The following is a 14123-nucleotide window of genomic DNA, read 5'->3' as shown; positions in this document are numbered from 1 at the left end:
GGAGCTGATGTCGCGAACGAGTCAACCGCCGCTGTCGTCAGCGGTTCAGCTCCACACGTCAGCGGTTCAGCTCCACAGACTCCGACTCGCACCCTCCAACGCGCCCGCTGCCCATGTGCGGTGTGAGCCCCACTTGACAGGACCGAAACAGAAGGGACCCGGACCGGAAACCGCCCGACGGCACGCTTTCCCGACATGACAGACGGTGCACGGTCGGCAACTCCACCGGGGCTGACGCCCCGGGAAGTGGCGACGCACTGCCCGTACTGCGCACTGCAGTGCGGAATGACGCTACGCGCGGGCGACACCGGGGTGACCGTCCACCCGCGCCAGTTCCCCACCAATCGGGGCGGGCTCTGCCAGAAGGGTTGGACGGCCGCCGAACTGCTCGACCACCCGGACCGACTGACCACCCCGCTGGTGCGCGACCCGGCCACCGACACACTGCAACCGGCAAGCTGGGACACCGCGCTCGACCGGGTGGTCGCCGGCATCCGCGCCGTCCAGGCCGACGCCGGTCGGGACGCGGTCGCCGTCTTCGGCGGTGGCGGCCTGACCAACGAGAAGGCGTACGCGTTGGGGAAGTTCGCCCGGATCGGGCTGCGGACCCGGCACATCGACTACAACGGACGGTTCTGCATGTCCTCGGCGGCAGCCGCCGGGATGCGCGCCTTCGGCATCGATCGTGGGCTGCCGTTCCCGCTGGCCGACCTGGGCCGGGCCGACACCCTGCTGCTGGTCGGGGCGAACCCGGCGGAGACCATGCCGCCGCTGGTGCGGTGGCTCACCGAGCAGCGCGGCAACGGCGGGAAACTGATCGTCGTCGACCCCCGGGTCACCGCCACCGCCCGCCAGGCCGACCTGCACCTGCAACCACTGCCGGGCACCGACCTCGCGGTTGCCAACGCGCTGCTGCACATCGCGCTCACCGAGGGGTGGGTCGACCGGGCGTACGTCGCCGAGCGCACCACCGGATTCGACGCGGTCCGCCGCGGCGTCGCCGCCTGGTGGCCGGCCCGCGCGGAACAGCTGTCCGGGGTGCCGGTGGCCGACCTGGAGGCGACCGCCCGCGCGCTGGGCACCGGCGGTCGGGTGATCATCCTGACCGCGCGCGGCGCCGAGCAGCACGCCAAGGGGGTGGACACCGTCACCGCGTACGTCAATCTCGCCCTCGCCCTCGGTCTGCCCGGCCGCGACGGTTCGGGGTACGGCTGCCTCACCGGCCAGGGCAACGGCCAGGGCGGCCGGGAACACGGGCAGAAGGCCGACCAACTCCCCGGCTACCGCAAGATCGACGACCCGGCGGCCCGGGAACACGTGGCCGGGGTCTGGGGCGTACCGGCCGACGAGCTGCCCGGCCCGGGGGTGCCGGCGTACCAACTGCTCGACGCGCTGGGCACCCCGGGCGGGCCGCGCGCGTTGCTGGTGTTCGGGTCCAACCCGGTGGTCTCGGCACCCCGGGCGGCCCGGATCGAGGGCCGGCTGCGCGACCTGGACCTGCTGGTCGTCGCCGACCTGCTGCTCTCCGAGACGGCCGCGTTGGCGGACGTGGTGCTGCCCACCGCGCAGTGGGCCGAGGAGGACGGCACCATGACCAACCTGGAGGGTCGGGTACTGCGTCGGCGCGCACTACGGCCACCCCCGCCCGATGTCCGGACCGACCTGGCCATCATCGCCGGCCTGGCGGCGCGGCTGGCAGTCGCCGAAGCGACCGACACCGCACCGGCCGGCACGGCGCCGACAACCACCAGGACGCCCGGCACCGCACCGGCCGGCACCGCACCGGCACCCGCCGAGACGGCCGGGCGACCGGAGGCTGCCGTCTCGGCGGGGCGTTTTCCCACCGACCCGGCTGCCGTCTTCGCCGAGCTGCGCCGCGCCTCCGCGGGCGGGGCCGCCGACTACGCCGGCATCAGCTGGGACCGGATCGACGCCGACGACGGCGTCTACTGGCCCTGCCCGACCGAGGACGGGCCGGACACGCCACGACTCTTCGCCGACCGGTTCGCCACCCCGGACGGCCGGGCCCGCTTCCACGCCGTCGACCATCGGCCGGCCGCCGAACAGGTCTGCGCCACGTATCCGCTGCACTTCACCACCGGTCGGGTGCTCGCGCAGTACCAGTCGGGAACCCAGACCCGACGGGTGGCCGCGCTGCGCCGCGCCGCGCCGGAGGCGTTCGTCGAACTGCACCCCGACCTGGCCGCCCGGTTGGGCATCGACGACGGCGACCCCGTGCGGGTCACCTCGCGCCGAGGTGAGTTCCGCGCCCCGGCCCGACTCAGCGCCGGGATACGACCCGACACCGTGTTCGCCCCGTTCCACTACGCCGGGGCGGGACGCGCCAACTCGGTGACCAACGACGCGGTCGACCCGATCTCCGGGATGCCCGAGTTCAAGATCTGCGCCGTCCGGGTGGAGAAGGCATGACCGCCCGGGTGGTCATCGTCGGCAACGGCATGGCGGGCGCGCGCCTCGCCGGTGAGCTGCACGCCCGGGAGGGAGACCGGAAGGTCACGGTGCTCGGGGCCGAGCCGCACCGCGCGTACAACCGGATCCTGCTCTCCACTCTGCTGGCCGGCCGGATCGGCGAGCCGGACGTGGAACTGACCGAAGCCGCCGGGCACGGCGTCGACCTGCGCAGCGGCGTACCGGTGACCGCCATCGACCGGTCCGCCCGGCAGGTCCGCACCGACGACGGCGAACGAATCGGGTACGACCACCTGGTGCTGGCCACCGGCGCCCGCGCGGTGGTCCCGTCGCTGCCCGGCCTCGACCCGGCGAACCTGCCGGAGCGGGTGGTCCCCTTCCGGACCCTGGACGACTGCCGGCGGATCCTCGCCGCGGCGGACGGCGCCCGCAGCGCGCTGGTGCTCGGCGGCGGGCTCCTCGGCCTGGAGGCCGCCCGAGGACTGGCCACCCGGGGCCTGGCCACCACAGTGGTGCACCCGAGAGAACACCTGATGGAACGGCAACTGGACCCGGCGGCCGGTGCGGTGCTCGCCGGCACACTCGCCGGTTTCGGCGTCACCGTCCAACTGGGAGTGTCGGCCACCGGCGTGGCCACGGACGCCAACGGTGTCCGCCTCGACCTGGCCGACGGCCGGTCGCTCCATGCCGACCTGCTGGTGCTCTCCTGCGGCGTACGACCGGACACCGCCCTCGCGCAGGCCGCCGGCCTGACCGTGCGGCGCGGCGTGGTGGTGGACGACCGGCTCCGCACCAGCGACCGGTCCATCTCCGCGATCGGCGACTGCGCCGAGCACGACGGCGTGCTCACCGGGCTGGTAGCGCCCGCCTGGGCCCAGGCCCAGGTGCTCGCGGACGTGCTGACCGGCACCGACCCACTGGCCCGCTACCGGCCCCGGCCGGTGGTGACCCGGCTGAAGGCCGCCGGGATCGACCTGGCCTCGATGGGTGACGCGGCCGGCGGCGAGCCGGGCGAGGAGCTGACCTTCGCCGACCCGGCCCGGGGCACGTACGCCCGGTTGCGGATCCGGGACGAGCGGTTGATCGGCGCGATCCTGCTCGGCGACAACCCGGCGGTCGGCACGGTGATCCAACTCTTCGACCGTGGCCACCCGGTGCCGACCGACCGGCGGGCGCTGCTGCTGGGCCGGGCACTCGGTGCGGTCGGCGCGACCCCGGCCGCCTCACCGGCGCTGATGCCGGACGCGGCCACGGTGTGCCAGTGCAACACGGTGAGCAAGGGCGCACTGGTCAGAAGCTGGCGCTCCGGCGCCCGGACTGTCGATGCGGTGGTGGCCGCGACCCGGGCCGGCACCGGATGCGGCGGATGCCGGGACGCGGTGAGCGGCATCGTCGACTGGCTGAGCCAGGCGGAATCGGTGGAGGTGACGCGATGAGCGGCGGCGATCTGATCGTCATCGGCAACGGAATGGTCGGGCAGCGGTTCGTGGACGCGCTGCGCGCCCGCGACCCCCAGGGCAGCTGGCGGGTGACGGTGCTGGCCGAGGAGGGGCGCCCGGCGTACGACCGGGTGCGGCTCTCGGCGTACTTCGACGGGGTGACCGAGAGCGAACTCAACCTGCACACACCCGACGACGGGGTGCGGCTGCGCCTCGGCGAACCGGCCACCGCCGTCGATCGGGACCGACAGGTGGTGACCACCGCCGTCGGCGAGTACCGCTATGACGCGCTGGTGCTGGCCACCGGGTCGTACCCGTTCGTGCCGCCGGTGGCCGGCACCGAACTGCCCGGGGTCTTCGTCTACCGGACCCTGGACGATCTGGCGGCGATCCGGGCGTACGCGCGGGGCCGGCGGGTCGGCGCGGTGATCGGGGGCGGTCTGCTCGGTCTGGAGGCCGCGAACGCCCTGCGACTGCTCGGCCTGAGCACCGACGTGGTCGAGTTCGCTCCCCGGTTGATGCCGGTGCAGGTGGACCAGGCCGGCGGCGCGATGCTCCGTCGCTACGTCGACGACCTGGGCGTACGGACCCATCTCGGGGTGGCGACCACAGCGATCCGTCCCGGCCCGGACGGCGGCGTCGCGGCCCTGGAACTCTCCGACGGCAGCACCATCGACGCCGAGCTGGTGGTGGTGGCCGCCGGCATCCGGCCCCGGGACCAGTTGGCCCGCGACGCCGGTCTGCCGCTGGGCCCGCGCGGCGGGGTGCTCGTCGACGCGACCTGCCGCACCGTCGACGAACGGATCTGGGCGGTCGGCGAGTGCGCGGCGGTCGACGGCACCTGCCACGGTCTGGTCGCGCCGGGCTACGCGACGGCCGAGGTGGTGGCCGACCGGCTGGTCGGCGGCGCGGCGACCTTCCCGGGTGCGGACACCGCCACCAAACTCAAGCTGCTCGGCGTGGACGTGGCCTCGTTCGGTGACGCCCACGGCGCCACCGAGGGCTGTCTGGACGTCACGTTCACCGACCCGGCCACCCGGGTCTACGCGAAGCTGGTCCTCTCCGACGACGCGCACACCCTGCTCGGCGGGGTGCTGGTCGGCGACGCCAGCGCGTACCCGACGCTGCGCGCGAGTGTGGGCGGCCCGCTGCCGGCCGCGCCGCTGGCGCTGCTCGCCCCCGACGGCGGCGGCGCGGACGCCGGGGCGCTGCCGGCCACCGCGCAGGTCTGCTCCTGCAACGCGGTGACCCGGGGCGACGTGGACGCCGCCATCGCCGGTGGTTGCACGGACGTGGCGGCGGTGAAGGCCTGCACCCGGGCCGGCACCAGCTGCGGTTCGTGCGTGCCGATGCTGAAGCAGCTCCTGGACGCGGCGGGGGTGGCGCAGTCCAGCGCGCTCTGCGAGCACTTCGACGTCAGCCGGCGGGAGCTGTTCGAGATCGTCCGGGTGCGCGGCATCCGCACCTTCTCCCGGCTGGTCGCCGAGCACGGTCGGGGCCGTGGCTGCGACATCTGCAAGCCGGTGGTGGCCTCGATCCTCGCCTCGCTGGGCAACGGGCACGTGCTCGACGGTGAGCAGGCGTCGTTGCAGGACACCAACGACCACTTCCTGGCCAACCTGCAACGCGACGGCAGCTACTCGGTGGTGCCCCGGATACCGGGCGGCGAGATCACCCCGGAGAAGCTGATCGTGATCGGCGAGGTCGCCCGGGACTTCCAGCTCTACACGAAGATCACCGGTGGGCAGCGGATCGACCTGTTCGGGGCGCGGGTGGAGCAGTTGCCGCAGATCTGGCGGCGGCTGGTGGACGCCGGCTTCGAGTCCGGTCACGCGTACGGCAAGGCGCTGCGCACTGTGAAGTCGTGCGTGGGTGAGACGTGGTGCCGGTACGGGGTGCAGGACTCGGTGGGGTTGGCCGTCGCGTTGGAGCTGCGCTACCGCGGGCTACGCGCCCCGCACAAGCTCAAGTCGGCGGTCTCCGGTTGCGCCCGGGAGTGCGCCGAGGCCCGCAGCAAGGACTTCGGCATCATCGCCACCGAGACCGGCTGGAATCTCTACGTGGGCGGCAACGGGGGTTTCCGCCCCCGGCACGCCGACCTGTTCGCCACCGACCTGTCCACTGACGGGCTGATCACGCTGATCGACAGGTTCCTCATCTACTACATCCGCACCGCCGACCGGCTGCAACGCACCGCCGGCTGGATCGAGGCGATGGACGGCGGCCTCGACCACCTGCGCGCGGTGATCGTGGACGACTCGCTCGGGCTCTGCGCCGACCTGGACGCGGCGATGGCCCGGCACGTGTCGTCGTACTCCGACGAGTGGCGTGACGTCCTGGACGACCCGGACCGGCTGCGCCGCTACACGTCCTTCGTCAACGCCCCCGACGTGCCGGACCCGTCGATCACCTTCACCCGGGAACGCGGCCAGCCGGTTCCCGTACGCGCTGACGGTCCGGTCGGCGGTCACCGTCCGCAACCCGTCACCCTTGGCCTACCGGAGGTACGGCGATGACCCAGACCCTCGCGCTCACCTGGACCACCGTCTGCCTCCTCGACCGGTTGGAACCGGACCGGGGCGTCGCCGCCCTGGTCGACGGGGTGCAGATCGCCCTCTTCCGGACCGCCGACGGGCTGTTCGCGATCGACAACCGCGATCCGGTCTCCGGGGCGTACGTGCTGTCCCGGGGCATCGTGGGCAGCCGCGGCGGGGTGCCGACGGTCGCCTCACCGCTGCACAAGCAGGTGTACGACCTGCGCAGCGGGCACTGCCTCGACCTGCCCGGGGTGACGGTGGCCCGACACGACGTGCGCTGCCGAGACGGGCTGGTCGAGGTGCGGCTGCGACAGGAGGCTTGATGCGGGAAGAACTGGCGGGCTTCACCATCGGGGTGACCGCCGACCGGCGGCGCGACGAGCTGGCCGCGCTGCTCGAACGACGGGGCGCCCGGGTGGTGCTCGCCCCGGCGTTGCGGATCGTGCCGCTCTCCGACGACACCGAGCTGCGTGAGGCGACCCGCGCCTGCCTCGACCAGCCGCCGGACATCCTGATGGCCAACACCGGCATCGGTATGCGCGGTTGGCTGGAGGCGGCCGAGGGTTGGGGGCTGGCCGAGCCGCTGCGTTCCGTGCTGGCCAGCTCGTACGTGGTGGCGCGCGGCCCGAAGGCCCGCGGTGCGATCCGGGCGGCCGGCCTGCACGACCAGTGGTCGCCGGCCTCGGAGAGCTGCGACGAGGTGGTCGACCACCTGCGTCGGCGCGGCGTCGCCGGGCAGGTGATCGCCATGCAGCTGCACGGCGAGCGGCAACCCGAGTGCACGCTCGCGCTGGAGGCGGCGGGCGCCACCGTCATCGAGGTGCCGGTCTACCGCTGGGCACCGCCGACCGACCCGGCGCCGCTGCACCGCTTGATCGACCTGATCGCCGGCCGGCTGGTGGACGCGGTGACGTTCACCTCGGCGCCGGCGGCCGAGGCGTTGCTGCGGGCCGCCGGGGACCGTACCGACGCGGTGCTGTCCGCGTTGCGCGGTGATGTGCTGGCCAGTTGCGTCGGCGCGGTGACCGCCGAGCCGCTGCTGCGACGCGGGGTGCCGGTGAGCGCGCCGGGTCGGGCCCGGTTGGGCGCGCTGGTACGGACCATCGTCGACGAGCTGCCCCGCCGGACCGTGACGTTCAAGGCCGCCGGGCACCTGCTCACGTTGCGCGGGCACGCCGCGGTGATCGACGGCGAGCTGCGGCCGCTCGCGCCCGCACCGATGGCGGTGTTGCGGGCGCTGGCCCAGTCACCGGGGCGGGTGCTGTCCCGCACGGCGTTGCTGCGGACCCTGCCCCGGGGCGCCGACGAGCACGCCGTGGAGATGGCCGTCGCCCGCCTGCGGGCCGGCCTGCGCGCGCCCCGCGTGGTGCAGACCGTGGTCAAGCGCGGCTACCGGCTGCGGGTGGACTGAAGGCGTCACGGCCGGCCGTCGCGCGCCGGCCGTGACGCGGTGGTTCAGCCGACCGGCGTCGGGAAGCCCCGCCCGTGCTCCGACTGGAGCCGGAGCATGGCGTGCTCGACCACCGTCACCAGCACCTGCTTGACCGAGTCCCGCTGCCGGGCGTCGGTCATCACCAGCGGCACCTGCGGCGAGATGGCCAGCGCCTCGCGGACCTCCTCCGCCTCGTACTGCGGAGCGCCGTCGAACTTGTTCAGCGCCACCACGTACGGCAGGTTGCGGTTCTCGAAGTAGTCCAGCGGGGCGAAGGCATCGGTGATCCGGCGGGTGTCCACCAGCACGGCGGCACCCACCGCCCCCCGGATGATCTCGTCCCACATGAACCAGAACCGCGTCTGACCCGGTGTACCGAAGAGGTACAGGATCAGGTCCTGGGCCATGGTGATCCGGCCGAAGTCCATGGCGACCGTGGTGGTCTCCTTGCCCGGCACCTTGGACGGGTCGTCGATGCCGACACCCGCCGCGGTCATCAATGCCTCGGTGGTCAGCGGTGTGATCTCGGAGATCGCCCCGACCAGTGTCGTCTTACCGACGCCGAAGCCGCCCGCGACGACGATCTTCGCGGATACGATTCCCCGGCCCGGCCGCCCCCCTGCGGGGTCATAGCCTGCGAAGTCCACTTAGCACCCTTCCAAGCAGTTCCATCCGCTCCTCGAACCCCTCGGCGGGAGCAGCAGTGTGTAACGTCAGCAGGCTCTCGGCCACCATGTCGGCGACCAACACCCGGGCGACGCCCAGCGGCATCCGGGTGTACGCGGCGATCTCCGCCAGCGACTGTGCTCGGCCCTCACAGACCGTGGCGATGCGGTGCTTGTCGTGCCCGGCGAAGCGGGACTCCGCGACCTGGGTGGGCGAGGCGGTGAGGACGGCCTCAAGGGCGATGTCCTGCCGGGGCTCGGTACGACCACGGGTGACCGCGTACGGACGCACCAGCGCGCCGCGCGGGTCAGCGCGTCGTTGGTCCATCCCCGGTCACCTCCTCGTCCCTTGCGGAGCCGGCCTGCGCCGCCTCTCGTCCCTGGTCCGGCACTCGAAGTGAGCGCCGTCCCCCGGTGTTAAGAGCGCACCGCGTCGCGCGGCAGCGGCACCAGCGCGGCGCCCACCCGTTCGACCAGCAACGCCATCTCGTAGCCCACCTGACCCACGTCGCAGCTGCGCGCGGCCAGCACGGCCATCGACGAACCGTCGCTGATCGACATCAGGAAGAGGTACCCGCTGTCCATCTCGATGACTGTCTGCAACACCCCGCCCGCGCTGAACATCCGGGCCGCGCCCTCGGTCAGGCTCACCACCCCGGAGGTGATCGCAGCGAGCTGGTCCGCCCGGTCCGCCGGCAGGTCCCGGGAGGACGCGAGCAACAGCCCGTCTGCGGACACCGCCACCACGTGGGCGATGCCCGCCACGCTGTCGGCGAAGTTGGTGAGCAGCCAACCCATGTCCTGCATGGCAGCTGGCCTGTTCATCGGCTCTCCTTGGTCGAGGTGCTGTTCAGGTCCGTTCCGGCCGTACGACCGCGCTGCACACCGCGGTGGTAGGCCGACAGCAGACCACGTACTTCATCCGGGGTCCGCCGGCTGCGGTCCCGGCCGCTCTTGGGCTCGATGCCACCCGGCACGAGCTGTGCCTGCGGCACCCGCTTGGGCAACCCGGAACGGGTGGTCCCGGCGGGGGCCGGCTCGGCAGCCCGGCTTGCCCGCGACCAGCCCTCGTCGGCCGCCGTACGCCAGGCCTCCGGGTCGGGAGCGGGCGCGGCCGGAGCCGTCCGGCCAGCCGGTGCCGGGCTCGGGGTCGGGGTGTACGACGGTGGCGCCGACGACCGGGCGGCGAACCCGTCCATCGTCGCGCCGCCGTTGCCCCCGGTGCCCGGCGCGGTCGTGCCGTCGGAGCTGCCCGGGGTGCGGGTCGGCAGCTTCGGCCGGGCCGGCGGCGCGGCCGGCACGGACGCCGCGCTGTTGCCGCTGCGCAGCCCGGAGTCGGCGGCGGGTGCGGGCGGCTCGTCGAAGTTGGGCCGGGTGAAGATCGCGGTGGCGTCGTCGCCGTGGGACCGGAACCAGACCGCTTCCATCTCCCGGAAGATCGGCGCTTCGGCGGGGAAGTCGGGCCGGGTGCTGACCGGTGCGGCGGGCACCGACGGCACGGCAGGCACCGGCGGTGCGGCGGGGACCGGCGGTGCGGCCGGTGGTGCCACCGCACCCGGCCCGGCGACCGGCCCGACCGGAAGGCCCTGGCCGCCGCGCCCGTCCGCGCCATCCGCGGTGGCGCCCCGACGTGGCAGCGGGTCGACCGTCGGGTAGGCCACCGTCGGGCTGCCCATCGAGGCACCCGCGCCGTTGCTGTACGCCGGACGTGCCGGCGGGAGCGGGGCGGCGGGTGCCGGAGCGGCCGGTGCCGGGTCGGCGGGTACGGGTGGCATGGTCGAGCGCGGGCCGGTGTAGCCACCCGCCTGTACGGCCGGGGTGGTGTCCCGCGAGTCGAGCGGTGACTGCCACTGGGCGGGTGCCGGCGTGCTGGTCCGCCACTGGTCGGGCAGCGTCGCCGCGGACGTGGCGGCACCGGCGAACTGCTCGGCGTGACCGACCGGGGTGAGCGGCGTCTGCTCCACGGCCATCGGCTGACGCGGCCGGGTGAGCACCTGCTCACGGCCCCGGTTGCTGGGCAGCACCACCGTGGTGGCGGGCAGCGTCACCTGGGCTACGGTGCCGCCCTCGACGTTGCGGCGCAGCTCCACCCGGATGCCGTAGCGGGAGGCGAGCCGACTCACCACGGCCAGACCCATCAGCCGGAACGCGGCGACGTCGACGCTCGGCGGGGCGGCCAGCCGCCGGTTGAGCGAGTCGAGCTGTTCGTCGGTGAGGCCGAGCCCACGGTCCTCGATCTGGATCAGCACGTAGTCGCGGATCCGGCGACCGTCGGCGACCACAGTGGTGTTCGGCGGTGAGAACCGGGTGGCGTTGTCGAGGAGTTCGGCGACGAGACGTACCACGTCGTTGACCGCGTGGGCGGCCACCGAGATGTCGGTGTCCACGGTCCCGAACTCGATGCGGTTGTACAGCTCCACCTCGGACTGGGCGGCGCGCAGCACGTCCACCACCAACGCATCGTCACGACGCGGTACGGCGGAGTCGGCGCCGGCCAGGACCAGCAGGTTCTCGTCGTTGCGGCGCATTCGAGTGGCCAGGTGGTCCAGTTCGAAGAGCTGCGCGAGCCGCTTCGGGTCCTCCTCGCCGCGCTCGATCGCGTCCAGCTCGCCGATCATCCGGTCGACCAGGGTCTGACTGCGGCGGGCCAGGTTGAGGAACATCGCCGAGACGCTGGTCCGTAGTGCCGCCTGCTCGGCGGCGACCCGCACCGCCTCCCGGTGGACGACGTTGAAGGCCAGCGCCACCTGACCGACCTCGTCGCGACTGTTGAGCTGGATGGGGTCGCGGACCTGGCGGACGATCTCGTCCACCCCGCCGTCGCCCACGCTGCCCATGTTCTGCAGCCGCTGCACGGCGTCGGGCAGGTCGTGGTTGGCCACCGAGAGGGCGCCCTCACGCAGTCGGCGCAGCGAGTGGTTGAGCGAGCGGGCCAGCACCACGGCCAGCGACACGGCGATGATCAGGGTCAGCAGCACCAGCACCGACTCGACCACTGCCTGCCGGATGACGTCCGAACGCGCCTGGTCGGCCTGCTGGAGCAGTCGGTCCTGCAGTTGGATCTCGGCCCAGCGCATCAGGTCGTTCACGGCGCCGATGGCCGCGGTGGCGTCCTGCGCGCTGACCAGCGGGCGCTGCCCGACCGAGCGGGTGATGTCGGTGGCCACCCGGTCGGACAGACCGACCGCGTCGCCGGAGACGGTGCTGTTGACCAGGCCGCGCTGCACCGGGTCGGCGGCCAGCGAGAAGGCGACCAGGGCCTCCTGCTGACCGGTCAACGTTGCCACGAAGGACGAGAACTGCTCCGAGTCGAGCTGGCCGGCCGTCAGCGCGGTGAAGGCGACCGCCTCTTCCTCGGCGACGGAAGCCTTGGCGCGGGCGAACGCGGCGACGGCGCGGCGGCTGTCCGCCAGGCTCTCGTCGCCGGGCAGCTGGGCCAGGCCGTCACCGTACGAAACCAGGTCGGTGAGGATGACCCCGTAGCGGAGCACCGCCTCGGCGACCGCCATCTGCCGGCGGTCCAGCACCTCCTGGCGGGTGCCGTCCAGAGTGGCCAGGTGGTCGTCGATGGCGGCCAGCCGGTCCCGTAGGGCGGCCGGCACGTCGCCGATCCGGCCTCGCTCGGCGCGGTACTCGTCCACCTTCTGCTGCGTCTGGCGGACCCGCAGGTTGTACGCGTCGGCCGGCTGCTGCGGGGTGGCCAGGTAGGCGGCTGCGGCCATCCGCTCGGCGTGGAGATCCTGGGTGAGAGCGCTGACGTCGATGGAGAGGGCGGTCAGCGACCGGGCCCGGGTGGCGTCGAAGGCGCCTTCGCCGACGGAGATCAGACGGACCGTGGCCAGCGCGATCACCGCCGCCACCGGGACGACCAGAATCAGCGCCAGCTTGGACCGGATCCGGGCGTCGCGCAGTCTCGGCATCCGTCGGCGTTCACGCCGGTTGCTGTCGCCGAGCGCGGGCAGGGTCGTCGGTCCGGTGCTCACGACATCGCCTCCGTCGTTTCTTCCCCGCCTGAGCCGCCGAGCCATGCCGTAAGCGGAGGGGACCACGCGCGGCACGGCCGCGATTTCATCAGAGATGATCGTGTTTGGGAAGCCGCAGTGAGGTAGGAAACGGTCGGACGGAGCGCATCCCGTGATCCGGTCAACTGATACCTTCATTTCCGCAAGCCCCTGAACAGGGCATGTAACTCCAGAGTGGTCACGCGTGTATGCAAAGTGAGCTTTTGCAAACATTGCGTTACCCCAGCATGTGGGATGGCCGTCCCGAAAATGCCACCGGGGTCCGCGCTTGACCACAGCGCCGGCCATTGGCAAGGTTTTGCAGGCTTCGCGCACACCGTACGGCAGAGAAGATCCCGCCCTCCACTGAGGACGGATTAGCGGCGGTGACCGGGCAGCGCCCGCGCCCGCACCTGGAGGACTGAGTTGAGCCCCATCCGCTCCGCGACCATCGCGGCGCTCGCATCGGCCGTAGTGGCCACCACGCTCACCGGCTGCCAGTTCGGCGAGGCAGAGCAGGACACGAGTCCGATCGTGATCGCCGCTGATCTCGAACTGTCCGGCGCCGCAGCCACTGTTGGCCGGACATACCAGCGAGCCCTCGAACTCAAGGTCGAGCAGTTGAACTCCTCCGGAGCACTGAACGGCCGGGAGATCAAGCTGACGGTCAAGGACAACCGTTCCGACTCCGCCGAGTCACTTCGCAACATCGTCGACTTCAGCAACGATTCGCGGGTCAGCGCCATCATCATGGGCGGCTGCAACGAATGTGCGGTCGGTGCGGTCGGCACCATCAACGAGAAGCGGATTCCCACCATTGCGCTAGCCGCTTCCGGCGCGATCGCGGCACCGGTCGCCGAACGGCGTTACGTGTTCAAGCTGGGCCCTAACGCCCCGGACAGCGCCGCCGCGCTGACCACCGAACTGCGCCGCAACAACATCCGCAAGGTGGGGATGCTGGTCAGCGACGACGACTACGGCCAGGAGGGCGCGACCGCCCTCAAGAGCGAGCTGGACAAGGCAAACATCTCGCTCCGGCAGCAGCGGATCAAGACCACCGACACCGACGTGAACCGGCAGGTGCAGCAGCTCGCCTCGGGCAAGCCCGACGCGATGGTCTTCTGGACCCCGCCGGAGCAGGCGACCCTGGCCGCCGCCAGCGCCCAGCAGACCACCTTCCGTGGGTCGATCTACTTCGACGCGGGAGCGGCCGGGGACCTCTTCCTCGGCGCGGCCGCCAAGGCGACCGAGAAGGCGACGCTGATCTTCACGCAGACGATGGTGATCGACGACGTGATCGCGACCACGCCGGCCAAGGCCGCGCGGCGGCAGTGGTTCCAGGACTACACGGCACGCTTCGGCGGCTACAACGGGTCCTCGTCCTTCGCCGCGGACGCCGTCCAGCTCATCGCCGACGCCGAACTGCGCGCCGGCGGCGAGATCGGGAAGGTCGACCGCAACGGCATTCGGGACGTGCTGGAGACGTCCCAGATGGACGGTCTGTCCGGCCCGATCCGCATGACTCCGGACAACCACAGCGGCCTGATGCCGCAGGCGCTCACCACGCTTGTCGCCCGCAATGGTCGCTGGCGGCTGGCGGGGTAGACGCTTGGGCCTTT

At 72.6% G+C, this 14123-nt stretch carries 10 protein-coding genes; 6 read left to right on the top strand and 4 right to left on the bottom strand.

What is annotated here, in order from left to right; genetic code table 11:
• The first annotated feature begins 195 nt into the window (after positions 1 to 195).
• Genes ACX27O_RS16720 through ACX27O_RS16700 form a run of 5 tightly spaced genes read left to right on the top strand, consistent with a single transcriptional unit; the run spans position 196 to position 7817 of the window.
• Positions 196 to 2430 (top strand): molybdopterin oxidoreductase family protein, encoded by a 2235-nt coding sequence (locus ACX27O_RS16720; RefSeq protein WP_387222634.1) that lies wholly within the window; start codon positions 196 to 198, stop codon positions 2428 to 2430.
• Positions 2427 to 3866, top strand: a complete 1440-nt coding sequence (locus ACX27O_RS16715) for an FAD-dependent oxidoreductase (RefSeq protein ID WP_030329986.1) — start codon at positions 2427 to 2429, stop codon at positions 3864 to 3866. Before ACX27O_RS16720 ends, ACX27O_RS16715 begins: the two co-directional genes overlap by 4 nt.
• Entirely contained in the window at positions 3863 to 6385 is a 2523-nt protein-coding gene (nirB, locus tag ACX27O_RS16710) for a nitrite reductase large subunit NirB (protein WP_458939717.1), read from the top strand. The genes ACX27O_RS16715 and nirB overlap by 4 nt, the downstream gene beginning before the upstream one ends.
• Positions 6382 to 6729 (top strand): nitrite reductase small subunit NirD, encoded by a 348-nt coding sequence (gene nirD, locus ACX27O_RS16705; RefSeq protein ID WP_210857753.1) that lies wholly within the window; start codon positions 6382 to 6384, stop codon positions 6727 to 6729. Before nirB ends, nirD begins: the two co-directional genes overlap by 4 nt.
• A complete protein-coding gene (locus ACX27O_RS16700; RefSeq protein ID WP_030329980.1) occupies positions 6729 to 7817 on the top strand; it encodes a uroporphyrinogen-III synthase in 1089 nt (362 codons plus the stop codon). Before nirD ends, ACX27O_RS16700 begins: the two co-directional genes overlap by 1 nt.
• A 44-nt stretch (positions 7818 to 7861) precedes the next feature.
• Here the strand turns inward: ACX27O_RS16700 and ACX27O_RS16695 are convergent, their stop codons facing one another.
• The 4 genes from ACX27O_RS16695 to ACX27O_RS16680 all read right to left on the bottom strand — a co-directional run bounded on the left by ACX27O_RS16695 (position 7862) and on the right by ACX27O_RS16680 (position 12486).
• Positions 7862 to 8485 (bottom strand): GTP-binding protein, encoded by a 624-nt coding sequence (locus ACX27O_RS16695; RefSeq protein WP_030329978.1) that lies wholly within the window; start codon positions 8483 to 8485, stop codon positions 7862 to 7864.
• Positions 8466 to 8831: a DUF742 domain-containing protein gene (locus ACX27O_RS16690; RefSeq protein ID WP_007465174.1), complete on the bottom strand. Its 366-nt coding sequence runs from the start codon at positions 8829 to 8831 to the stop codon at positions 8466 to 8468. Before ACX27O_RS16690 ends, ACX27O_RS16695 begins: the two co-directional genes overlap by 20 nt.
• 89 nt (positions 8832 to 8920) lie before the next feature.
• The gene (locus ACX27O_RS16685; RefSeq protein WP_030329975.1) at positions 8921 to 9328 is read right to left on the bottom strand and encodes a roadblock/LC7 domain-containing protein; all 408 of its coding nucleotides are present in this window, start codon (positions 9326 to 9328) and stop codon (positions 8921 to 8923) included.
• A complete protein-coding gene (locus tag ACX27O_RS16680; RefSeq protein ID WP_387222630.1) occupies positions 9325 to 12486 on the bottom strand; it encodes a sensor histidine kinase in 3162 nt (1053 codons plus the stop codon). Before ACX27O_RS16680 ends, ACX27O_RS16685 begins: the two co-directional genes overlap by 4 nt.
• A 444-nt stretch (positions 12487 to 12930) precedes the next feature.
• Here ACX27O_RS16680 and ACX27O_RS16675 point away from each other — a divergent pair, with 444 nt between their 5' ends.
• On the top strand, positions 12931 to 14109 hold the full coding sequence (locus tag ACX27O_RS16675) for an ABC transporter substrate-binding protein (protein WP_030329971.1): 1179 nt from the start codon (positions 12931 to 12933) through the stop codon (positions 14107 to 14109).
• Positions 14110 to 14123: the final 14 nt, after the last annotated feature.

The sequence above is a fragment of the Micromonospora sp. SD19 genome (genome assembly GCF_054462275.1).
The sequence above is the reverse complement of the archived record's forward strand: the minus strand, read 5'-3'. Positions and strand labels throughout refer to the sequence as shown.

What these genes read in the sequence shown, in the direction of transcription:
- ACX27O_RS16715 (WP_030329986.1), top strand. Translation starts at nt 2,427, where the DNA reads ATGACCGCCCGGGTGGTCATCGTCGGCAACGGCATGGCGGGCGCGCGC.
- ACX27O_RS16690 (WP_007465174.1), bottom strand. Translation starts at nt 8,831, where the DNA reads ATGGACCAACGACGCGCTGACCCGCGCGGCGCGCTGGTGCGTCCGTAC.
- ACX27O_RS16720 (WP_387222634.1), top strand. Translation starts at nt 196, where the DNA reads ATGACAGACGGTGCACGGTCGGCAACTCCACCGGGGCTGACGCCCCGG.
- ACX27O_RS16685 (WP_030329975.1), bottom strand. Translation starts at nt 9,328, where the DNA reads ATGAACAGGCCAGCTGCCATGCAGGACATGGGTTGGCTGCTCACCAAC.
- ACX27O_RS16700 (WP_030329980.1), top strand. Translation starts at nt 6,729, where the DNA reads ATGCGGGAAGAACTGGCGGGCTTCACCATCGGGGTGACCGCCGACCGG.
- nirB (WP_458939717.1), top strand. Translation starts at nt 3,863, where the DNA reads ATGAGCGGCGGCGATCTGATCGTCATCGGCAACGGAATGGTCGGGCAG.
- nirD (WP_210857753.1), top strand. Translation starts at nt 6,382, where the DNA reads ATGACCCAGACCCTCGCGCTCACCTGGACCACCGTCTGCCTCCTCGAC.